Here is a 22,171-nt window from a genome sequence, read left to right as displayed (position 1 = left end):
AAAAAGGTACAGGGTAAAATGCAAATTGGGACGTAGACCTTTTGCAAAAGTCTACGTCTCCTGTTATACTGTTGTCAAAGAAAGGAGTGGAAAACATGGACAGAAAAAATGTTTGGAAAAGCTACACATCTGCCCGGAAAATGGAGCTTGAGCAGATCAATGAGCGTTATAAGGGGTGTCTGGATGCCGGTAAGACCGAGCGGGAGTGTGTTGCTCTTGCCGTGGCGGAAGCCAGGAAGGCCGGGTATGTCAGTCTTGAGGAAGTAAAGGCTCCGCTGAAAGCGGGCGACAAGATCTATGCGGTGTGCATGGATAAGAGTATCGCGCTGTTCCAGATCGGCAGGCAGCCGCTGGAGAAGGGAATGAATATTCTGGGCGCGCATATTGATTCTCCGAGGATTGACGTGAAGCAGAATCCTCTCTATGAAAGCGACGAGTTCGCGTACCTGGATACTCATTATTATGGGGGCATTAAGAAGTATCAGTGGCTTACGATCCCGCTGGCGCTGCATGGTGTTGTGGTGAAAAAGGACGGGACTGTGATTAATGTAAGTATCGGTGAGAAAGAAGAAGATCCGGTATTTGTGATTTCTGATCTTCTGGTGCACCTGGCCGCCAAGCAGATGGAGCAGAAGGCAAGCGCAGTGATCGAAGGAGAGAAACTGGATCTGATCATTGCAAGCTGCCCGCTTGAAGAAACAGAGGGACTGGACAACGAGGAAAAGGACGCAGTTAAGGCAAATGTAGCGAAGATCCTCAAAGAATCCTATAATATTGAAGAAGAAGATTTTGTTTCTGCAGAGCTGGAGATTGTGCCGGCAGGCAAAGCAAGAGACTGCGGGATCGATCGCAGCATGATCCTGGCTTACGGGCAGGATGACAGAGTATGTGCTTTTACGTCTCTTTTTGCAATGCTGGATGCAAAGGTGACGGACCGTACCGCGTGCTGTATCCTGGTGGACAAAGAAGAAATCGGAAGCGTCGGAGCCACCGGAATGCACTCCCGTTTCTTTGAAAATGTGGTGGCAGAGTTGATCGCTATGGAGTCCGGCGAGTCCGAACTGAAGGTAAGAAGAGCCCTGCAGAATTCTAAAATGCTGTCTTCCGATGTCAGTGCAGCCTACGATCCCATGTTTGCGGACGCATTTGAGAAGAGAAGCTCCGCATTTTTCGGCAAAGGACTGGTGTTTAATAAATTTACCGGAAGCCGTGGAAAGAACGGATCCAATGATGCGAATGCCGAGTATCTGGCACAGATCCGCCGTGCTATGGACGAAGAGCAGGTGGCGTACCAGTTTGCGGAACTTGGGAAAGTAGATGTGGGCGGCGGCGGAACCATTGCCTATATCATGGCCAATTACGGCATGGAAGTGATCGACAGCGGCGTGCCGGTACTGTCCATGCACGCACCCTGGGAGACCACCAGCAAGGCAGATGTATACGAGGCATACAGAGGATACCTTGCCTTCCTTAAAAATATGTAGAGACAGTGTTTCAACATTGTTAAAACCCTTGACGAATATTGGTAAAACCAGTAAAATAGATGTGCGACTTAGAAAAAATTAGTTTAGGAGGTCATGACAAATGGCAAAATGGGTGTATATGTTCACCGAAGGTAATGCAAATATGAGAAACCTTCTCGGTGGCAAGGGTGCCAACCTGGCTGAGATGACAAGCCTGGGCCTGCCGGTTCCGCAGGGATTTACTGTAACGACAGAAGCTTGTACTCAGTATTATGAGGACGGCAGACAGATCAACGATGAGATCATGGGACAGATCATGGAGGCTATGACAAAGCTGGAAGAGATTACAGGAAAGAAGTTCGGAGATAAAGAGAATCCGCTGCTTGTTTCTGTTCGTTCCGGTGCAAGAGCTTCTATGCCTGGTATGATGGATACCATCCTGAACCTTGGTCTGAATGAAGAAGTAGTAGAGACACTTGCTGCAGCATCCGGAAACCCGCGCTGGGCATGGGACTGCTACAGAAGATTTATCCAGATGTATTCCGACGTTGTTATGGAAGTCGGCAAGAAATATTTTGAAGAGCTCATCGACAAGATGAAAGAAGAAAAAGGAGTAAAACAGGACGTTGAGCTTACAGCAGAAGATCTGAAGACTCTGGCAGGACAGTTCAAGGCAGAGTACAAAGAGAAGATCGGAACAGATTTCCCGGCTGACGCAAAAGAGCAGCTGATGGGCGCTGTAAAGGCTGTATTCCGTTCCTGGGACAACCCGAGAGCCAATGTATACCGTCGTGACAACGATATTCCGTACTCCTGGGGAACTGCTGTCAACGTACAGATGATGGCATTTGGTAACATGGGAGACGACTGTGGTACAGGTGTTGCATTTACCCGTGACCCTGCTACAGGAGAAAACGGTCTGTTCGGAGAATTCCTTACCAATGCACAGGGCGAGGACGTTGTTGCCGGAGTTCGTACTCCGATGCACATTTCCGAAATGGAAGAAAAATTCCCGGAGGCATTTGCACAGTTCAAAGATGTATGCAAGACTCTGGAGACTCACTACAGAGACATGCAGGACATGGAGTTTACCGTAGAGCACGGCAAACTGTACATGCTGCAGACACGTAACGGTAAGAGAACTGCAAAAGCTGCTCTGAAGATCGCATGCGACCTGGTTGACGAGGGCATGAGAACGGAAGAAGAAGCTGTAGCAATGATCGATCCGAGAAACTTAGACTCTCTGCTTCATCCGCAGTTCGACGCCGACGCACTGAAGAAAGCTACCCCGATGGGCAAGGCTCTTGGCGCTTCTCCTGGAGCTGCATGTGGTAAGATCGTATTTACCGCTGACGATGCTGTAGAGTGGGCAGAAAGAGGAGAGAAGGTTGTTCTGGTTCGTCTGGAGACCTCTCCGGAAGATATCACCGGTATGAAGAGCGCTCAGGGTATCCTGACAGTTCGTGGCGGTATGACTTCTCACGCAGCCGTTGTTGCACGTGGTATGGGTACCTGCTGTGTATCCGGATGCGGCGACATCGTTATGGACGAGGCAAATAAGAAATTTACACTGGGCGGAAAAGAATTCCACGAAGGAGATCCGATCTCCCTGGATGGATCCACAGGATGCATTTATGATGGAATCATCCCGACCGTAGACGCTACAATCGCAGGCGAGTTCGGACGTATCATGGGATGGGCTGACAAGTACAGAAGACTGAAAGTCCGCACCAATGCAGATACACCGGCAGACGCTAAGAAGGCAGTAGAGCTTGGCGCAGAGGGTATCGGCCTTTGCCGTACCGAGCACATGTTCTTCGGAGAAGGCAGAATTGACGCATTCCGCGAGATGATCTGCTCTGAGACCGAGGAAGAAAGAGAAAAGGCTCTGGAGAAAGTCCTGCCGTATCAGCAGGGAGACTTCGAAGAGCTGTACGAGGCTCTGGAAGGAAATCCGGTAACCATCCGTTTCCTGGATCCGCCGCTTCATGAGTTCGTTCCAACTGAGGAAGAGGATATCAAGAAACTGGCTGAGGCTCAGGGCAAGACCGTTGAGCAGATCAAAGCCGTTATCGACAGCCTGCACGAGTTCAACCCGATGATGGGTCACCGTGGATGCCGTCTGGCAGTTACTTATCCGGAGATCGCAAAGATGCAGACAAGAGCTGTCATCCGCGCAGCCATCAAAGTACAGAAGGCTCATCCGGACTGGACCATCAAGCCGGAGATCATGATCCCGCTGGTTGGAGAGATCAAAGAGCTGAAATATGTGAAGAAATTCGTAGTTGAGACTGCTGACGCAGAGATCGCTGCAGCAGGCATCGACCTGAAGTACGAAGTAGGTACCATGATCGAGATTCCGAGAGCTGCTCTGACAGCCGATGAGATCGCAAAAGAAGCTGACTTCTTCTGCTTCGGTACCAACGACCTGACACAGATGACCTTCGGATTCTCCCGTGATGACGCAGGAAAATTCCTGAATGCATACTATGATGCTAAGATTTACGAGAACGATCCGTTTGCAAAACTGGATCAGGTAGGTGTTGGCAAGCTGATGAAGATGGCGATCGAGCTTGGAAAATCCAGCAACCCGAACATGCACCTTGGTATCTGCGGCGAGCACGGCGGAGATCCGTCCTCTGTTGAATTCTGCGACAGCCTTGGACTGGATTATGTATCCTGCTCACCGTTCCGTGTACCGATCGCAAGACTGGCAGCAGCTCAGGCAGCGATCGCTCACAAATAAGCGGAAGCGATATCGAATCACAAATGATCCGCAGCGCCCTGTTCTTTTGAACAGGGCGTTGTTTTTTCTGGAAAAATATGTTATAACTGAACATAGTTGAATGAAAGAAGCGACAGGTGTCAATTCAGGAAGCTGATTTGGTGAAAAGGGAAACAGGTGCAAATCCTGTGCGAACTCGTCACTGTAATCAGGGAGTGCGTAACCGGCGATGCCACTGAGAGATCGGGAAGGCGGATATGCATGATGATCTGTGAGCCAGGAGACCTGCCTGTTGCTGTACAGGATCTTTTCCAAACCACGAGTAACTGGTTGTACATCCGCCGCAAACTGCGGTAATCATGCGTGAAGTACGCCCGTTTCCCTGTGGAAGCGGGCGTTTTTGCTAAATGGAAATGGATTAGTACCTTTCAACTTCATCAAAGAAGAAAAGGAGAAAAGAAGATGCAGAAAAGCAAAAAGAAAATCTGGATTGCCCTGGCGGCAGTGATCGTGATCGCGGTTATTTTCGCAGTCGTTTATTTCGTTGCAGGGCCAAAGACAAAAGAAGGCTCCAAAACCTGTACCCTGGAGGTCATGGATGACGCCGGAGAGGTAACGTCTTATGAACTTTCCACCGATGTGGAGACGCTGCGTGAGCTTATGGATGAAGCGGCGGAAAGCGAAGACTTTTCTTACGAGGGCGACGAAGATGATTACGGGCTGTACATCAATACCGTAAATGGCCTGACCGCGGATTATGATACGGACGGCGCATACTGGGCGATCTATGTCGACGGCGAGTACGGCCAGTACAGCGCGGACACCCAGCCGGTAGAGGACGGCGGAACATACCGTCTGGCTTACGAGGTTGCTGCCGGAGAGTAATGTCTTATGAATAGCAGGACGAACTGGAAAGCAAAAGATATTGTTCTGATCGGAATGATGACGGCCACAGTGGAAGCGGCAAAAACTGCGCTGGCATTTTTGCCAAATATCGAACTGGTGAGTTTTCTGTTTATTGTTTACACCATTGTGTTCGGTAAAAAGACGCTCCCTGCCGTATTTGCATTCGTAGGCGTGGAATGCCTGGTGTGGGGGATGAACCTGTGGGTCATCAACTATCTGTATGTGTGGCCCCTGCTGGTGGTGATCACGCTGATCATGCAAAAAAGCGGATGCCGGCAGGCCCTTGTCTACGCAGTAATGAGCGGGGCCTTCGGCCTGGGATTCGGCGCGCTGTGTGCGATCCCCTACCTGTTTATCGGAGGGCCGGGGATGATGGTGTCCTGGTGGGTGGCGGGGATCCCGTATGACCTGATCCACGGAGCCGGGAACTTTGTCCTGTGCCTGGTCCTGTTCCATCCGATCCTGCGTGTTCTGGAAAAATGCAGCCGGATGCTGGACTAAAAAAGAGAAGAAAGCCTCATGGATGGCAGATGTATACTGGTGTCCATGAGGCTTTTTTGGATTATCCCCGGCACAGTTCGTCTGCCATGGCTTCGATCTGTCCGCTGCTTTCAGCGTTCAGAGCGGATTTGATGGTGACTTCTGTCTCCAGCCAGGTGATGTTTTTGCTCTTTTCGAATTTCCCTTTCATGATCTTGTTAGCCAGAGGCGCCCAGGAGCCGTTCTCGATCAGGCCGATGGTGCGGTTCTGGTAGTTGCGTTCGGTCAGGTGATCGATAAAGTGCTTCATGAACGGGAAGATGTCGGCATTGTAGGTGGTGGTGGCAAGCACCAGTTTGCCGTAGCGGAAAGCGTCTTCTACCGCTTCGGTCATCTCGTCTCTTGCCAGGTCGCATACCACAACCTTGGGGCAGCCCTTTTCCTTCAGCTTGTCCGCCAGAAGTTCTACAGCAGCTTTGGTGTGGCCGTATACGGAGGTATAGGCGATCATGACGCCTTCGGACTCTGCCCGGTAGGAGGACCAGATGTCGTATTTCTCCAGATAATGAGTGAGATTTTCCTTTAATACCGGTCCGTGGAGCGGGCAGATAATCTGGATGTCCAGGTCTGCGGCTTTCTTTAATACGTTCTGTACCTGCGCGCCGTATTTGCCTACGATACCGATATAGTAGCGTCTGGCTTCGCAGTCCCAGTCTTCTTCTGTGTCCAGGGCACCGAATTTACCGAATCCGTCTGCAGAGAAGAGGACTTTGTCAGTGCTTTCATAGGTCATCATAACCTCTGGCCAGTGTACCATGGGTGCAAAGACGAAGTGGAGTTCATGGGAACCCAGAGACAGGGAAGCGCCGTTTTCTGCCACCAGTTTTCTGCCTTCCAGATCCAGGTCAAAGAACTGGCCGATCATGGCAAATGCTTTGGCGGTTGCCACTACGGTGGTATCCGGATAAACCTTTAAGAAGGCCTCGATGCTGGCGGAGTGGTCCGGCTCCATGTGCTGGATCACCAGATAGTCGGGTTTGCGTCCGCCGAGTGCTTCGGCTATATTTTTCAGCCATTCTTCTGTAAAGTGGATATCTACGGTGTCCATGACTGCGGTCTTTTCATCCAGGATCACATAGGAGTTGTAGGCCATTCCATTGGGAACGGGATACTGTCCTTCAAAGAGGTCTATCTGGTGGTCGTTGACTCCTGCATAGCGGATGGCGTCTGTGATTGAAATCATATCGTAAGATCTCCCTTCATTATATTTATAAAAATAACATTCAGAATAGTTTCTGCTAACATTATAGGCGATAAATGCCGGAAAACCAAGTATATTATTTGAAACAATTTATTACAGAAGTCGGTTTTATTCCGGTTTAACTGCTGGATGTGGCTTTGAGCCCAATGATGCCGATGAGCAAAAGAGCCACGAAGAAGAGCCGGATCGGGGAAACGGATTCTTTAAACAGCAGGATTCCTACGATCACAGCGCCCAGGGCTCCGATGCCGGTCCAGATGGCATAAGAGGTGCCCAGGGGCAGGACTTTGGTGGCCTGGGAGAGAAACACAAAGCTGAAGATCATGCCGATCACGGTGAGGATCGTGAATTTCAGGACAGTAAATCCCTCGGAAAATTTCAGACAGGTGGACCAGAAGACCTCCAGTCCTCCGGCGATGACAAGATAAAACCATTCCATATTTTTTTCTCCTTTCAGATGGCAGAAAAGCCTGCCGGGAGCATGTATTTTGCAAAAAGAAAAAGCGTCTGGACTGTATCTTCTATGGCCTAACGATACAGAGCAAGCGCTTGGATTACCCGGCGGCAAATAACCATTTGTGAACTTTTCGAATATAATTTAACAAATGGAATTGCCTTTGTCAATGATTTGGTCTATTATTTTAGGAAGAAGCAACGTGTTAAAAAGTATTTTTTCAGTAAGGAAGGTAAGACTATGATATATCACGACGTTTTGGAAGCTGTAGGAAATACACCCCTGATCCGGCTGAACCGGATGACAGATCCTGAGGATGCGGAAGTGCTGGTGAAGTTTGAGGCGGTGAATATCGGCGGTTCTGTGAAGACCCGTACGGCCCTGAATATGATCCAGGCGGCCGAGAAGGACGGCAGGATCGGGCCGGATACGATCATCGTGGAGCCGACAAGCGGTAACCAGGGGATCGGCCTTGCGCTGATCGGCGCGGTGAAAGGATATAAGACCCGGATCATTATGCCGGATTCTGTCAGTGAGGAACGGCGGAAGCTGGTGAAGAATTATGGGGCGGAAGTGGTGCTGATCCATGACGAGGGAAATATCGGCGCGTGCATTGAGAAGTGTATGCAGACGGCCCTTCAGATGGCGAAAGACGATCCGAATGTCTTTGTGCCGCAGCAGTTTGAAAATGAGGCCAACAGCCAGGCGCACAGGGAACAGACCGGACAGGAAATTTTAAAGCAGGCAGGAAAGCCGATCCACGGATTCTGCTCCGGTATTGGCACCGGCGGCACCATCACCGGCGTGGGCGAGGCTTTGCGGGAGCAAAATCCGGATATCCTGATCTGGGCGATCGAACCGGAGCATGCGGCGATCCTCTCAGGTAAGGAAGTGGGAAGCCATATCCAGATGGGGATCGGAGACGGCGTGATCCCAAAGATCCTGCATCAGGATGTGTACCAGGACATCGTGATCGTGACCGATGAGGAGGCGCTTGCAACGGCAAGAGAGCTGGCGGCAAAGGAAGGTCTGATGTGCGGCATCACCGGCGGCACCAATGTGGCGGCGGCCCTTCGGATGGCAAAGAAGCTGGGGAAGGGCAAGACGGTGGTTACCATCCTGCCGGATACGGCAGAACGCTATTTTTCTACCGAGCTGTTTGACGCGTAGGGAAAGTTAAGGTGACGGATATGAAACGAGAGAAAAAACCGCCGCTTCGCAGGACCTTTGGCTATGCCTTTGAAGGAATCCTGACCGGGATCCGCAAGGAACGCAACATGCAGATCCACACGGCGGCCATGATCCTGGTGGTGTTTTTCGGCACGGTTCTGGGGCTTTCTGCCACAGAGTGGTGTATCTGCCTGGTCCTTTTCGGACTGGTGATGGCGCTGGAGCTGGTGAATACGGCGGTGGAAGCGGTGGTGGATCTGGTAACGGAGGAGCGAAAGCCTCTGGCCAAGATCGCCAAAGATACGGCGGCAGGGGCGGTGCTGATCGCGGCCATTATGGCGGCGGTCATTGGCTGCATCATTTTTCTGCCGAAAGTGGCCGCGTTTGCAGAAGTCCTGTGGATAAAATAATCGGTTTTTGGAAATGATGTAAAGGATAAGGTCCATACAGGAACATCAGAAAGGAGAAGATGAGATGGAAAACTTTGGAGATAACATTAAGAAAGTGCTTCTTGCCGGAATCGGGGCAGTTGCCGTGACAGGGGAAAAGTCAAAGGAACTGCTGGATGAAATGGTAAAAAAAGGAGAGCTTACGGTCGAGCAGGGCAAAGCACTCAATGAAGAACTGAAGCATAATATCAAAAAGACCATGAAGGAGAAGGTCAATGTTTCGGTAAAAGCGTCTTCACCGGAAGATCTGGATACGCTGCTGGATGAGATGACACCGGAACAGATTGCCCGCTTAAAAGAACGGATCCTGGCAAAAGAAGAAGGAAGCAGGGAAGAAAATACGGATGAGTAGAGAGCCGTCTGCAGAGCAGACAGGGAGACTAAGAGAGATTACTGCAGTTCTCCGGAAGCATAATATCACCAAAGGCGTGACGCCTGAGAAACTGCGGATGATCCTGGAAGATCTGGGCCCTACTTTTATTAAGATCGGCCAGATCATGTCCATGCACTCAGATGTTCTCCCGAAACGATATTGCGATGAACTGATGCATTTATGTTATGATGTGGCTCCCATGCCTTTTACAGAGGTGGCGGAAGTGATCGCGTCCGCTTACGGGCAGCCGTTTACAGAGGTGTTTCTGGAGATTGATGAGACACCTCTTGGTTCTGCGTCCATTGCACAGGTGCACCGGGCGGTTCTGCTGGACGGAAGTCCTGTGGTGGTGAAGGTGCAAAGAAAAGGTATCTATGCCACTATGGCCAGAGACATTGCTCTTCTTCACAAGGCGGTAAAGCTGGTGCCGCCGGTGAGCATTAAGGGGATGGTGGATCTGAACATGGTCCTGGATGAGCTGTGGAGTGTGACCAGGGAGGAGATGAACTTCCTGACGGAAGCGGCCAATATGGAAGAGTTCCGGAAAAATAACCAGGATGTGGCTTATGTGGATACTCCGAAAGTTTATCACGAATACACCACCATGCAGGTGCTGGTGATGGAATATGTGGAGGGTTGCGGGATCAATGACAAAGAATATCTGACAGAGAACGGCTATGACCTGAAAGAGATCGGCAGCAAACTTGTGGATAATTATATCAAGCAGGTGATGGAGGACGGGTTCTTTCACGCAGATCCACACCCGGGAAATGTAAAGGTTAAAGAAGGTAAGATCGTCTGGATGGACATGGGCATGATGGGCAGGCTTACGGACCGGGACCGGGAGCTGATCGGAAAAGCGGTGGAAGGGATTGCTCTTAATGATATCGGTGTGATCCAGGACGTAGTCATGGAGCTTGGAGAATTCAAAGAGAGACCGGATCCCAGTGTATTGTACGAAGGGATCAGCGGCCTGATGAGCAGATATGGCGCGCTGGATCTGGGACAGATTGACATCGCTGAAGTGATGATGGATCTGATGGAGGTCATGAAGGAAAATAAGATTATCATGCCTCACGGGCTGACTATGCTGGCCAGGGGGCTGACTCATATGGAAGGCGTGCTGGCAGACATTGCTCCGGATATTAATATGATCGAGATTGCTTCGCGCAGGATGGCAGGCCGGTATCTGATGAACAGAGACTGGAAGAAGGAACTTAAGAATACCGGGAAAACCCTGTTTCGTTCCGTACATAAGGCGCTGGATATCCCTGCGCTTCTGTCTGATATGCTGCATGGTTATATGAAGGGACAGACCAAGATCAATCTGGATCTGCACGCATCAATTGAACTGGAGAGGCTGCTTCGCAGACTGGTCCGCAATATCGTGATGGGACTGTGGGTGATGGCCCTTCTGATCAGTTCGAGCATCATCTGTACCACAGATATGAAGCCAAAGATCATGGGTATTCCGGCGCTTGGAGCCTTTGGCTATGTGATTGCATTCTGTATTGTCATGTATGTGTTTTTAAAACATATTTTTTCCCGGAAGTAAAAGGCTTTTGTCTTCCGGAAAAAAGGAGCCTGTAAATGTAGACTGGAAAGGATTTGGATGGAAATTATTGTTCACACGTTAGCGCATGCATTCGCAGATTGTCTGCGAATGCTGCCGTTTTTATTTGCTGCTTTTTTGCTGATAGAAGGACTGGAACATTATTCGGGGAAGCACACGGCGAAGATCATGGAAAAAGTAGGAAAAGCAGGACCGGTGGCAGGCGCGGCGGCAGGATGTGTGCCCCAGTGCGGCTTTTCTGTGATGGCGGCGAATCTGTACGCAGGAGGCGTAATCTCTGCAGGAACTCTGCTGGCGGTGTTTCTTGCCACTTCCGACGAGGCGGTCCTTATCATTCTGGGAAATCCGGATTCGGCCGCTGTGGTGGGAAAACTTCTGGCGGCTAAGGTGGTGATCGCCATCGCAGGAGGATATGCGGCGGATCTGTTTTTTCTGAAGGAGAGGCCGGAGGAAAAGAAAAAAGCAGGGATCCTGTGTGAACACTGCGGATGTCATGACGGCCATGGCAGGATCCTTCTTCCAGCCTTAAGACATACCTTCCGGTTGTTTATGTATTTGTTTTTGTTCACCTGGATCCTGGACTTTTGTGTGGAAATCTTTGGCATCCAGGGGCTTTCCCGATTCCTGCTTGGAGACACGGTTTTTCAGCCTCTGATCGCGGCGCTGATCGGGCTGATCCCCAACTGCGCGGCATCTGTGATCCTGACGGAACTGTATCTGGAACAGGCCATTTCGTTTGCGTCTGTGGTGGCAGGACTTTGCACCGGGGCAGGAGCGGGTCTTCTTGTCCTCTTTAAGGTGAACCAGAATCGGAAAGAAAATGGAAAAATCATGATTATGCTGTATTTGACCGCAGTTGTTGCAGGATTGTTGTTGCAGTTTGTCAATTGATTCACAATTGCTTTTTTATTAGAATGTGTTATAATATTTCATGGTCAGGTGAAAAGGCCTGGCAAATGAGGAGGAATTATCATGGCTACAAAGAAAGCAAGTGTAAGTACAGAAACCAAGAAAACACAGACTGTAACAAAGGCTGCAGTAAAGGCAGAGCCAGCTAAGACTCCCGCGGCAAAGGCAGCGCCGGTAAAGGCAGAGCCGGCAAAGACAACCGAAGTAAAGACAGCAGAAGTAAAACCGGTGAAGACAACCGAAGCAAAGCCAGCGGCAGAAAAGAAAGCACCGGCAAAAACTGCGGAAAAGAAAACGGCAGCAAAGAAGACGGCGGCCAAAAAAGAAATTAAAGTAAATGCGATTGTAGAGTACTATGGACAGCAGATGGACGAAAAGACCATTGTTGCAAATGTGAAGAAAGCATGGACAAAATCCGGAAGAAAAGTCGGAGATATCAAGACCATGGATCTGTACATCAAGCCGGAAGAAAGTGCGGTATATTATGTGATCAACGGGATTGACACAGGAGCCGTCGCTTTATTCTAATGGCACAAAGAACTGGGCGCCTTTTTGGAAGGCGCCCTTTTTTCATGGGAAACTCTGCGGCCGTATCTTTACTGATCCGTGTTTTATTGGTATAATAGTAAAGTAATAAAGGCTGGGGTATAGAAAAGCAATGTAAGAATAAGGGACAAAGGAGAACATGAAAAATGGAACAATTCAAACATATTCAGGAACAGGTGAACCAGCTGGTGGACAGCCGTCAGCTTGATTTCCTTACTGGAGGCGATGCGGCCGTAAGTCTTGGGGCGGCAGCTGCAGCGATTGTTGTAGGGATTCTGATCTGCTTTTTTGGACTGAAGCTGGTGAAGTTTCTGGGGGCGCTGATCGGATTCTTCCTTGGAGCGGCGATCGGAGGCGTGATTGCCCTTGTGGCCGGACTGGAGGGTCTTGTTTTTGCAGGCGTAGTGATCGTCGGCGGGTTTATCCTGGGAATCCTTTCCTGGTTTATCTACCGGATCGGTGTGTTTTTTCTGGTGCTGGCGCAAGTGTTTAGCATCGGGATAGCCTTCCTTCAGCCGTCGTCTTCCATCCTTCTGGTGGTAGTTCTGGCAGTGGCGTTGGTGCTTGCGATCCTTGCGGTGATTTTTGTGGAGCCATTTGTGATGGTGGTGTCCGGACTGGCAGGCGGCCTGGCGGCAGGAACCAATATCGGCCTCCTGGCAGGTTTTGCCGATAACGGATGGATCGGCGTTGGAATTGGCGCAGTTATTGCGGTGGCAGGAATAATTGTTCAATTTATGATGCATTCCAGGAAGGTCGGGAAGAAGGAAAAGAATTACTCAAAAAAGGTCAAAGAGCTTGATTCTATGGAGTCTGAAGTGGAAAAAGCGCGTCACATGTTAGATGATGACGAAGATGATGATTTGCAGGATGAAGATTAAAAACTTGCAAAATGAGAGTTTGCTTGTTGATTTTTTGTCAATTATCCTGTATAATGTGAACGGATTAAAACTATAATAAAGAAAGAAAGAGGTAGAGCGAATCATGTCAAAGATCGATTTAACAAAGTACGGTATCACCGGAACAACAGAAATTGTTCACAATCCTTCTTACGAAATGCTGTTTGCGGAGGAGACCAGCCCGGAGCTGGAAGGTTTTGACAAGGGACAGGTCAGCGAGCTGGGCGCAGTCAATGTTATGACCGGAATTTATACAGGCCGTTCCCCCAAAGACAAGTATATTGTCATGGACGAGAATTCCAGAGACACGGTATGGTGGCCGACGGAAGAGTATCCCAATGATAATCATCCGGCGACCCTGGAAGCCTGGGATGCGGTAAAAAAGATCGCCCTGGAAGAACTTTCAGGCAAGCGTCTGTTTGTTGTCGACGCGTTCTGCGGCGCAAACAAAGATACTCGTATGGCGATCCGTTTTATTATGGAAGTGGCATGGCAGGCTCACTTCGTAAAAAATATGTTTATCCGTCCGACCGAAGAAGAACTGGAGAACTTTGAACCGGATTTTGTGGTTTATAATGCCTCCAAGGCAAAGGTGGAAAATTACAAAGAACTGGGACTGCGTTCCGAGACAGCCGCAATGTTTAATATTACCAGCCGCGAGCAGGTGATCGTAAACACATGGTACGGCGGTGAGATGAAGAAAGGTATGTTCTCTATGATGAACTACTATCTGCCGCTGAAGGGCATCGCTTCTATGCACTGCTCTGCCAATACTGATATGAATGGTGAGAACACCGCTATTTTCTTCGGACTTTCCGGAACTGGCAAGACTACGCTTTCCACAGATCCGAAGAGACTGCTGATCGGCGACGACGAACACGGATGGGATGATAACGGTGTATTTAACTTTGAGGGAGGCTGCTATGCCAAGGTGATTGACCTTGACAAGGATTCAGAGCCGGATATTTATAACGCGATTAAGAGAAATGCGCTTCTTGAGAATGTAACGCTTGACGCAGAAGGACATATTGACTTTCATGATAAGAGCGTGACAGAGAATACCCGTGTTTCTTATCCGATCGATCATATTGAAAAAATCGTGCGTCCGGTATCCGCAGCTCCGGCAGCGAAGAATGTGATCTTCCTGTCCGCAGATGCGTTTGGCGTACTTCCTCCGGTATCTGTACTGACTCCGGAGCAGACAGAGTATTATTTCCTGTCCGGATTTACTGCAAAACTGGCAGGAACAGAGCGCGGCATCACAGAGCCTACTCCCACGTTTTCTGCTTGTTTCGGACAGGCCTTCCTGGAACTGCATCCGACCAAATATGCGGAGGAACTGGTAAAGAGAATGAAAGCAAGCGGAGCGAAAGCATATCTGGTGAATACCGGATGGAATGGAAGCGGCAAGCGTATTTCCATTAAAGATACCAGAGGCATTATTGATGCGATCCTCAATGGCGCGATCCTGACCGCACCGACCAAGAAGATCCCATATTTCAATTTTGAAGTGCCGACAGAGCTTCCGGGCGTTGATCCTGCCATCCTTGATCCCCGCGATACCTATGCTGATGCGGCAGAGTGGGAGACAAAGGCGAAGGATCTTGCGGCAAGATTCCGGAAGAACTTCAAGAAATATGAGACCAATGAGCTTGGTAAAGCGCTGGTTGCCGCAGGCCCGCAGGAATAAAAATATTTCCCCGGCTTTATGCCGGGGATTTTTGCCCCGCTTATGATTTATCAGATCGGTTTCTATCTTGATCGAAAAGGAGGCATACCTATGAAGCTGGATATGCATTGTCACATTAAGGAAGGCTCACCCGACAGCAAAGTATCACTGGATGAATACATTACAAAGCTGAAAGAGCATGGATTTGACGGGATGCTGATCACGGATCACGACACTTATAAAGGATACCGTCACTGGAAGTATAATATGAAAGGGAAGGTACATGAAGATTTTGTGGTGCTTAAAGGGATCGAATACGATACCTGTGACGGCGGCCATATTATCTGCATCATGCCTGAAGGGGTGAAAATGCGTCTCCTGGAGCTTCGGGGACTGCCGGTGACGGCGCTCATAGATTTCGTTCACCGGCATGGAGGGATCCTGGGTCCGGCCCATCCCTGCGGAGAAAAATACTTAAGCTTTACCAATACCAAAAAGTATTATCAGTCTCCGGAAATTATAAAACGTTTTGATTTTATAGAAGTATTTAACGCCTGCGAGCAGGAAGATTCTAATGCCTGCGCCATGAAAGTGGCGCAGAAGTATAAAAAGCCGGGGATTGGCGGAAGCGACGCGCACAAAATCGAATGTGTGTCCAAGGGGTACACCATCCTTCCGGAATACGTTACTTGCGAAACAGAACTGATCTCGCTGATTCGCAGGAAAGCGCCCATTGAGGCAGGCGGCGTCTATTATGGAAAGACCACCAGAGAAAAAATGGGAAAGGCAGGAAAGCTTTTGACCTATTCCTTCTGGTTCTACAATAAAGGCGGAGAACTGTTGCGGAGAAGAAAGCGAAAAGTAAAAGGAGAGGTAGAAAATCCGCCGTCGCCGATTGATCCGATCGAGATTCCGTATCTGCAGAAACATCTGCACGAATAAATTTGGGACGTAGACCTTTTGCAAAGGTCTACGTCCCAAATTGCGTTTCAGGGTGTCCCAAAATGAATTTCAGGGTGTACCCGACTGCTAAAACAGCAGAATGATATGATAGATGAGTGCGCTCATAACCCAGGCTATGCCCAACTGAAAGAGGATGATGCCAAGGGTTGTTTTCCAGCTTTTCAGCTCCCGGTGCATGGTGCCGATGGTGGCAGTGCATGGGATGTACAGCAGGCAGAAGACCATGAGTGCGTAAGCGTTGGCTGCGCCAAAGCCCATGGCTGTTAATGTGGCGGACATGGCCGACATTCCGTGGGCGGTAGTGAGGTTCTGGATGCCGAAGAGGACGCTGCAGCTGGATACGACTACCTCCTTTGCGGCAATGCCGGAAATCAGTGCCACGATGATCTGCCAGTAGCCAAGACCGGTCGGACGGAATAAAGGCACGGCCGCTTTTCCGATCATAGCGCCGAAGCTCTGGGTAATGTCTGTTACATATCCGGACGGACCAAAGTTCAGGATCGCCCACAGGATCACAGACGCTACAAAGATGACGGTGCCGGCCTTGGTCAGGTAATCTTTTACCTTCTGCCATACATAAATGGCGATGGTACGGGCATTGGGCGATTTATACTCCGGAAGTTCGATCAAAAGAGCGTGAGAGGCTTTGCTGCCGTCAAGCTTTGACAGAACAAAGGCGGTTGCGATCGCCACAAGGATTCCCAGCAAATAGAGGGAATAACAGACCAGCATGGCCTGTTTCCCGAAAAACAGGGAAGAAAACAGTACATAGATCGGAAGTCTTGCGCTGCAGGACATAAAGGGCGTAACAAGAACTGTTTTAAACCGGTCTTTGGGATCCTCCAGGGTGCGGGAAGCCATAACTGCTGGCACAGAGCATCCAAATCCAAGTAAAAGGGGCAGGAAGGCCCGGCCGGAAAGACCAAGTTTACTCATAATATCGTCCATGACAAAGGCAACCCGGGACATGTATCCGCTGTCTTCCAGGATGGCAAGGGCCAGAAAGAGGATAAATATGTTGGGGAGGAAAGTAAGGATACCGCCTACGCCCGAGATAATACCGTCCAGGATCAGGGACTGGAGCATGTCGTTTACATGGAAGGCTGTGAGGAAATTTCCCACTGTTGCGGAGAACATTTCCAGAAGAAGTTCAAAATATCCTTTCAGCCAGTCTCCAATGGCAAAGGTCAGAAAGAAGACCAGAGCCATGATTGCCAGAAAAATAGGAAGGCCCAGGAAGCGGTGAGTCAAAAAATGATCCACCTGATCGGTAACTGCGGCTTTCCGGGATTTATTTACCAGGATTTCGCCGATCACTTCTTCGATAAAATCATATTTTTCATTGATGATCTCTTTCTCGTAGCTTCGATCTGCAATCCCCGTAAGATCAATCGGGTATTGCTTCATCACTGCTTCGTCCGCTTCCAGATATTTGATGGCATGCCAGCGCTTGTTATGAAGATCCGGATATGATTCTTTCAGCCGGACGATAATCGCGTCAATCTTGTCCTCGATTTCGTCTGAATAGACCATGGCGTATTCCGCATGGTGGTCATGGCGGTGGGAGGAGTGCATGCCCGGATGGTGGTGGATCAGAGGTCCCTGGGTCTGGAGCTCGCTGTGGTGCGCCACGGCGTGCATCAGGATGGAAAGACCTGTTTTCTTTCTGGCAGATACCGGAATAGCCGGAACCCCCAGCATTTCCGGAAGACGGTGCAGGTCGATCTCCATCCCCCGTTCTTCCACAATATCCATCATATTCAGCGCCAGAACCACCGGTTTTCCAAGTTCCAGAAGCTGCAGCGTCAGATAGAGGTTGCGCTCCAGGCTGGAAGCGTCGATGACGTCGACGATCACATCCACCTCGTCGCTTAGGATGCACTCTCTGGAAACCGTTTCTTCCATAGAATAGGAGGTCAGGCTGTAGATGCCGGGAAGATCAATAAGCCGGAATTCCTGACCGTTATAGTGAGCGGTTCCTTCCTTTTTTTCGACTGTGACGCCCGGCCAGTTGGCGACCTTTAAGTTGGCGCCGGTAAATGCGTTGAAAAGAGTGGTTTTCCCGCAGTTTGGATTGCCGATGAAGCCTACATGGATGATCTTATTCATGGCTATCCACCTCCGAGACCAGGATGTTTTCTGCAATATTGCGTCCCAGTGCAAATCGTGTACCCCGGAACCGGGCGGTCAGAGCGCCTTTTTTATCATTGTTAAGAATGGTGATCAAAGATCCTTCGGTCAGCCCCAGTGCCTCCAGACGGCGTTCCAGGTCAAGGGAAGTGTGGATGGAGCTGACACGGTAGGTCTGATTGCTTTTTCCTTGTTTTAACGTCATATATCGTACATCTCCTGTGCATTATTGATAACATTTATCATTAGCAAAATGATTATAGCACTAATTGACGGGGATATCAATTGTGAAGTATACTCTAGTTTACAAACAGAAAATACAGACAGAGAGGAAGAAAAATGAGTATCTACGAGACCGGATTATATTTCTTTATCTATGCGATACTTGGATGGTGTGCGGAAGTTGCGTTTGCCGCGGTAAAGGAGCGAAAGTTTGTAAACCGGGGATTCTTAAACGGCCCGCTTTGTCCGATCTACGGGGCGGGCGTGGTGACGGTGGCGGTGCTTCTGGAGCCGTTTCACGACCGTCTGCTTTTGCTTTATCTGGCATCGGCAGTTCTGACTACAGTCATGGAGGGGCTGACCGGATGGGCGCTGGACCGGCTGTTTCATCATAAGTGGTGGGATTATACGGGGATGCCGCTGAATATCGGAGGGTATGTATGTCTGCCTTTTTCGCTGGTGTGGGGCGCGGCCTGCGTGGCGATCGTAAAGGTTATCCATCCGGCGGTGGAAGATCTGGTGGCGTTTTTGCCGAAACTGCCGGGAATGATCCTGCTTCTTCTGATGTGCTGCGGACTTGGAGCTGATCTTGCGGTAACTGTGAACGGGATCCTTAAGTGGAACCGGCAGCTGGATGCGCTGGATAAGATTGCCGCTGATCTTCGGAAGCTGTCCGGATACATGGGAGAAAATATCTATGAAAATGTGATGGATACTATAGAGTTGCACGAGAAACTGGATGCTGCGGTAGAAGAGCGAAAAGATCAGGCGGAAGAGCATTTCCGTCAGGCGCAGGAGCGGATCCTTCAGGCAGAAGAACTTAAGGCAAGATACCGGGCTCTTGCAGAGCGGACGCTGCGGGATGGCAGACGTCTGGTGCGGGCATTCCCGGGGATACAGTCCAGGCGTCACAAAGAGCTTCTGGAGCGGATAAGGGAAAGAATCCGTCAGGAGCGATAGACAAAGGGATGCGTCAGACAGGCACGGCGATTTTATTGGACGAACTTTCTTGCGCCGGCTTATTTGAATGTGTTAAAATATCCAGTAAGACTAAGAAAAAGAGGAGGTTGTCGAAATGGGAATGACAATGACGCAGAAGATTCTGGCGGCTCATGCAGGTCTTGACCATGTGGAGGCGGGCCAGCTGATCGAAGCGAAGTTAGATATTGTGATGGCAAATGATATTACCGGGCCTATGGCCCTGCCCATCATCCGCCAGATGTCGGATCATGTATTTGATAAAGATAAAGTGGTGTTTGTGCCGGATCATTTTACGCCCAACAAGGATATCAAATCTGCGGAGAATTCAAAGGCGATCCGGGAATATGCAAAGGAACAGGGGCTTTCCTGGTATTTTGAGCATGGGGAAAATCCGGCGTGGAACATGCGATCCTTCCGGAGGCCGGCGTGGTGACAGCAGGCGAGTGCATCATCGGCGCGGATTCTCACACCCTGTACCTATGGAGCGCTGGGAGCGTTTTCCACAGGTATGGGAACAACGGACGTGGCTACCGGCATGGCCACCGGAGAGATCTGGTTTAAGGTGCCAAGCGCCATCAAATTTGTCCTGACCGGAAAGCCGGGGAAATATGTCAGCGGAAAAGACATTATCATCCATATTATCGGAAAGATCGGCGTGGATGGAGCCCTGTACCGTTCCATGGAATTTACGGGGGACGGCATCGCACACCTGTCTATGGACGACCGGTTTACCATGGCAAATATGGCGATCGAAGCCGGGGCAAAGAACGGGATCTTCCCGGTGGATGAAACGGCCCTTGCCTATATCAAAGAGCATTCCAGGAAGCCGTATACCATTTACGAGGCGGATGCAGACGCTCCTTACGATGAAGTGATCACCGTGGATCTTTCCGAAGTCCGTCCGACCGTGGCATTCCCGCATCTTCCGGGCAATGCAAAGACCATCGACGAGGTGGAGGCAATGGAACCCATCAAGATCGACCAGGTGGTGATCGGTTCCTGTACCAACCGGAAGAATGGAAGACATGCGTAAGGCAGCGGCCATCCTGAAAGGCCATACAGTGCACAGGGATGTACGCGTTATGGTTGTTCCCGCAACCCAGAAGATTTATAAGCAGTGTGTGGACGAAGGTCTGGTAGACATTTTTGTGGACGCAGGTTGTGCGGTGACTACGCCAAGCTGCGGGCCCTGTATGGGAGGCCATATGGGAGTCATGGGCCGCAGGAGAGAAATGCGTGTCTACCACCAACCGTAACTTTGTCGGCCGTATGGGCCATGTGGATTCCCTGATCTATCTTGCGTCACCGGAAGTGGCGGCTGCAGAGCGCGATCGCAGGTTATATTTGCAAATCCGGAGAAAGTAGGTGACAGATCATGAGAGCGGCAGGACATGTATTTAAATATGGAGACAATGTAGATACAGATGTGATCATTCCGGCAAGATACTTAAATTCTTTTGATGCAAAAGAACTGGCAAGTCATGCCATGGTGGATATTGATCCGGATTTCGTAAAGAAGGTGCAGCCCGGAGATATCAATCGTGGCAAATAAAAATTTCGGCTGCGGCTCTTCCAGAGAGCATGCGCCTCTGTGCCTCAAAACGGCAGGGGTAAGCTGTATCATCGCAGAGACCTTTGCAAGAATCTTCTATCGCAATGCGATCAACATCGGCCTTCCTATCATTGAATGTCCGGAGGCGGCAAAAGGGATCGAGGCCGGCGATGAGGTGGAAGTAGATTTTGACAGCGGCAGGATCTATGACCGTACCAAAGGAACCGAGTATCAGGGACAGGCCTTCCCGGAATTTATGCAGAAGCCTGATCGCTGCAGGCGGTCTGGTAAATTATACGAACAGTAAGAAAAAGTAAGATAAAATAAGAGATAAAAGAGGGTAATGGTATGAGGGAGCAAAAAGGAAATGCGGCGGCGCTGCTGCCGATCGGTATATTTCTGGTGATTTTTCTGGGATCAGGGATCGTAACCGGAGACTTCTACGCCATGCCGGCCATCGTCGCATTTCTGATCGCTTTGCTGGCGGCATTTTTGCAGCACCGGGAACTGGGATTCCAGGAAAAGATCGCGATCATATCCAAAGGCGTAGGCGATGAAAATATCCATCACCATGAGCCTGATCTTTTTAAGCGCCGGGGCCTTCTCCGGGGCAGTAACTGCTGCCGGCGGCGTGGACAGCACCGTGAATCTGGGATTGTCTGTCCTGCCTGCCCACATCGCGGTGGTGGGGCTCTTTGTGATCGGCTGCTTTATATCGGTTTCCATGGGAACTTCGATGGGAACCATTGCGGCTCTTGCGCCGATTGCGGCAGGGATCAGCGAGAAGACCGGATTTGCCATGGCGATCTGCATCGGAGCGGTAGTCTGCGGCGCTATGTTTGGCGACAATCTGTCCCATGATCTCGGACACCACCATTGCGGCGGCGTGAAGACCCAGGGGGTGCGAGATGAATGGACAAGTTCCGGGAAAATTTTAAGATCGTGCTGCCGGCAGCGATCCTTACTATCGTCATTTTCTGGGCAGTAACCAGAAACGGAAGTTTTCAGATGACCGAGGAGCTGCCCTATCATGTGCTGCAGGTGATCCCCTATCTGGTGGTGCTGGTAGGGGCGCTGATCGGGATTAACGTGTTTGTGGTCCTGGTCACAGGAACAGTGCTTTCCCTGGTCATTGGCGTGGGCACGGGCAGTCTGGCCGCAGGGGAAATGTTTATCGCTGTGGGCGACGGTGTAACAGGGATTGTATGATATTACGGTCATCTCTATCGTTGTGGCGTGTATTGTGTCTCTGGTAAGAGAATATGGCGGGATCCAGTTTATCCTGGATCTGATCCGCAGACGTATCCGCGGCCGGAGAGGCGCGGAAGCCGGGATTGCCGGACTTGCCCTTCTCTGGTGGATCTGTGTACGGCCAATCAACACGGTGGCGATCGTGATGGCAGGGCCGATCGCAAAGGAGATCAGTGGGAACACGCGATCTAGTGT

18 protein-coding genes, 3 pseudogenes and 1 riboswitch are annotated in these 22,171 nt (G+C 50.2%); of the genes and pseudogenes, 17 read left to right on the top strand and 4 right to left on the bottom strand.

Translation table 11 applies throughout. The features are described from left to right. The first annotated feature begins 95 nt into the window (after positions 1-95). From ABGT54_RS00105 to ABGT54_RS00090, 4 genes are all read left to right on the top strand, one after another. Positions 96-1,484 (top strand): aminopeptidase, encoded by a 1,389-nt coding sequence (locus tag ABGT54_RS00105; RefSeq protein ID WP_346662289.1) that lies wholly within the window; start codon positions 96-98, stop codon positions 1,482-1,484. A gap of 100 nt (positions 1,485-1,584) precedes the next feature. Continuing rightward, positions 1,585-4,209, top strand: a complete 2,625-nt coding sequence (ppdK, locus tag ABGT54_RS00100; RefSeq protein WP_204907727.1) for a pyruvate, phosphate dikinase — start codon at positions 1,585-1,587, stop codon at positions 4,207-4,209. A 97-nt stretch (positions 4,210-4,306) separates the two neighbouring features. After that, positions 4,307-4,496: riboswitch (cobalamin riboswitch) on the top strand. Positions 4,497-4,650: 154 nt separating this feature from the next. Then, the gene (locus ABGT54_RS00095) at positions 4,651-5,073 is read left to right on the top strand and encodes a DUF4430 domain-containing protein (RefSeq protein ID WP_204907728.1); all 423 of its coding nucleotides are present in this window, start codon (positions 4,651-4,653) and stop codon (positions 5,071-5,073) included. 6 nt (positions 5,074-5,079) lie between these two features. Next, the gene (locus tag ABGT54_RS00090; RefSeq protein WP_346662288.1) at positions 5,080-5,595 is read left to right on the top strand and encodes a hypothetical protein; all 516 of its coding nucleotides are present in this window, start codon (positions 5,080-5,082) and stop codon (positions 5,593-5,595) included. A 61-nt stretch (positions 5,596-5,656) separates the two neighbouring features. Here the strand turns inward: ABGT54_RS00090 and ABGT54_RS00085 are convergent, their stop codons facing one another. Both ABGT54_RS00085 and ABGT54_RS00080 read right to left on the bottom strand, forming a co-directional pair. Beyond that, positions 5,657-6,817, bottom strand: a complete 1,161-nt coding sequence (locus tag ABGT54_RS00085; protein WP_346662287.1) for a flavodoxin domain-containing protein — start codon at positions 6,815-6,817, stop codon at positions 5,657-5,659. Between the two features lie 136 nt (positions 6,818-6,953). After that, positions 6,954-7,274 carry a multidrug efflux SMR transporter gene (locus ABGT54_RS00080; RefSeq protein ID WP_346662286.1) on the bottom strand — a complete coding sequence of 107 codons (321 nt, stop codon included), beginning with the start codon at positions 7,272-7,274 and terminating at the stop codon, positions 6,954-6,956. A 255-nt stretch (positions 7,275-7,529) separates the two neighbouring features. Here ABGT54_RS00080 and cysK point away from each other — a divergent pair, with 255 nt between their 5' ends. From cysK to ABGT54_RS00035, 9 genes are all read left to right on the top strand, one after another. Then, positions 7,530-8,459: a cysteine synthase A gene (cysK, locus tag ABGT54_RS00075; protein ID WP_204907733.1), complete on the top strand. Its 930-nt coding sequence runs from the start codon at positions 7,530-7,532 to the stop codon at positions 8,457-8,459. Positions 8,460-8,479: 20 nt separating this feature from the next. Beyond that, a complete protein-coding gene (locus ABGT54_RS00070) occupies positions 8,480-8,869 on the top strand; it encodes a diacylglycerol kinase family protein (protein ID WP_346662285.1) in 390 nt (129 codons plus the stop codon). Positions 8,870-8,933: 64 nt separating this feature from the next. Continuing rightward, positions 8,934-9,260: a phasin family protein gene (locus ABGT54_RS00065; protein WP_346662284.1), complete on the top strand. Its 327-nt coding sequence runs from the start codon at positions 8,934-8,936 to the stop codon at positions 9,258-9,260. Then, the gene (locus tag ABGT54_RS00060; RefSeq protein ID WP_346662283.1) at positions 9,253-10,836 is read left to right on the top strand and encodes an AarF/UbiB family protein; all 1,584 of its coding nucleotides are present in this window, start codon (positions 9,253-9,255) and stop codon (positions 10,834-10,836) included. Before ABGT54_RS00065 ends, ABGT54_RS00060 begins: the two co-directional genes overlap by 8 nt. Before the next feature lie 57 nt (positions 10,837-10,893). Beyond that, positions 10,894-11,745: a putative manganese transporter gene (locus ABGT54_RS00055; protein ID WP_346662282.1), complete on the top strand. Its 852-nt coding sequence runs from the start codon at positions 10,894-10,896 to the stop codon at positions 11,743-11,745. Positions 11,746-11,826: 81 nt separating this feature from the next. Next, positions 11,827-12,291, top strand: coding sequence for a DUF6465 family protein (locus ABGT54_RS00050; RefSeq protein ID WP_346662281.1), 465 nt, complete (start codon positions 11,827-11,829; stop codon positions 12,289-12,291). A gap of 164 nt (positions 12,292-12,455) precedes the next feature. Next, positions 12,456-13,190 (top strand): hypothetical protein, encoded by a 735-nt coding sequence (locus ABGT54_RS00045; protein WP_346662280.1) that lies wholly within the window; start codon positions 12,456-12,458, stop codon positions 13,188-13,190. Positions 13,191-13,293: 103 nt separating this feature from the next. Continuing rightward, positions 13,294-14,898 (top strand): phosphoenolpyruvate carboxykinase (ATP), encoded by a 1,605-nt coding sequence (pckA, locus tag ABGT54_RS00040; protein WP_346662279.1) that lies wholly within the window; start codon positions 13,294-13,296, stop codon positions 14,896-14,898. Positions 14,899-14,988: 90 nt separating this feature from the next. After that, positions 14,989-15,819 carry a PHP domain-containing protein gene (locus tag ABGT54_RS00035; RefSeq protein ID WP_346662278.1) on the top strand — a complete coding sequence of 277 codons (831 nt, stop codon included), beginning with the start codon at positions 14,989-14,991 and terminating at the stop codon, positions 15,817-15,819. A gap of 87 nt (positions 15,820-15,906) precedes the next feature. On the opposite strand, the gene feoB is transcribed toward ABGT54_RS00035, so the two are convergent. Together feoB and ABGT54_RS00025 are read right to left on the bottom strand one after the other, a co-directional pair. After that, a complete protein-coding gene (gene feoB, locus ABGT54_RS00030) occupies positions 15,907-17,949 on the bottom strand; it encodes a ferrous iron transport protein B (RefSeq protein WP_346662277.1) in 2,043 nt (680 codons plus the stop codon). After that, positions 17,942-18,175 (bottom strand): FeoA family protein, encoded by a 234-nt coding sequence (locus tag ABGT54_RS00025; RefSeq protein ID WP_346662276.1) that lies wholly within the window; start codon positions 18,173-18,175, stop codon positions 17,942-17,944. Before ABGT54_RS00025 ends, feoB begins: the two co-directional genes overlap by 8 nt. A 134-nt stretch (positions 18,176-18,309) precedes the next feature. Here ABGT54_RS00025 and ABGT54_RS00020 point away from each other — a divergent pair, with 134 nt between their 5' ends. The 4 genes and pseudogenes from ABGT54_RS00020 to ABGT54_RS00005 all read left to right on the top strand — a co-directional run. Further along, positions 18,310-19,152, top strand: a complete 843-nt coding sequence (locus ABGT54_RS00020; RefSeq protein WP_346662275.1) for a hypothetical protein — start codon at positions 18,310-18,312, stop codon at positions 19,150-19,152. A gap of 115 nt (positions 19,153-19,267) precedes the next feature. Further along, positions 19,268-20,552, top strand: a pseudogene (gene leuC / locus ABGT54_RS00015) (3-isopropylmalate dehydratase large subunit). Further along, a pseudogene (locus ABGT54_RS00010) lies at positions 20,549-21,042 on the top strand (3-isopropylmalate dehydratase small subunit). Before leuC ends, ABGT54_RS00010 begins: the two co-directional pseudogenes overlap by 4 nt. A 31-nt stretch (positions 21,043-21,073) precedes the next feature. Beyond that, a pseudogene (locus tag ABGT54_RS00005) lies at positions 21,074-22,171 on the top strand (Na+/H+ antiporter NhaC family protein); the annotation flags it as partial.

This window comes from uncultured Merdimonas sp., assembly GCF_963929015.1.
In the GTDB taxonomy this organism is placed as follows: Bacteria; Bacillota; Clostridia; order Lachnospirales; family Lachnospiraceae; genus Merdimonas.
Note: the sequence above shows the minus strand (reverse complement) of the source record. Positions and strands in the feature narration are given on the sequence as shown.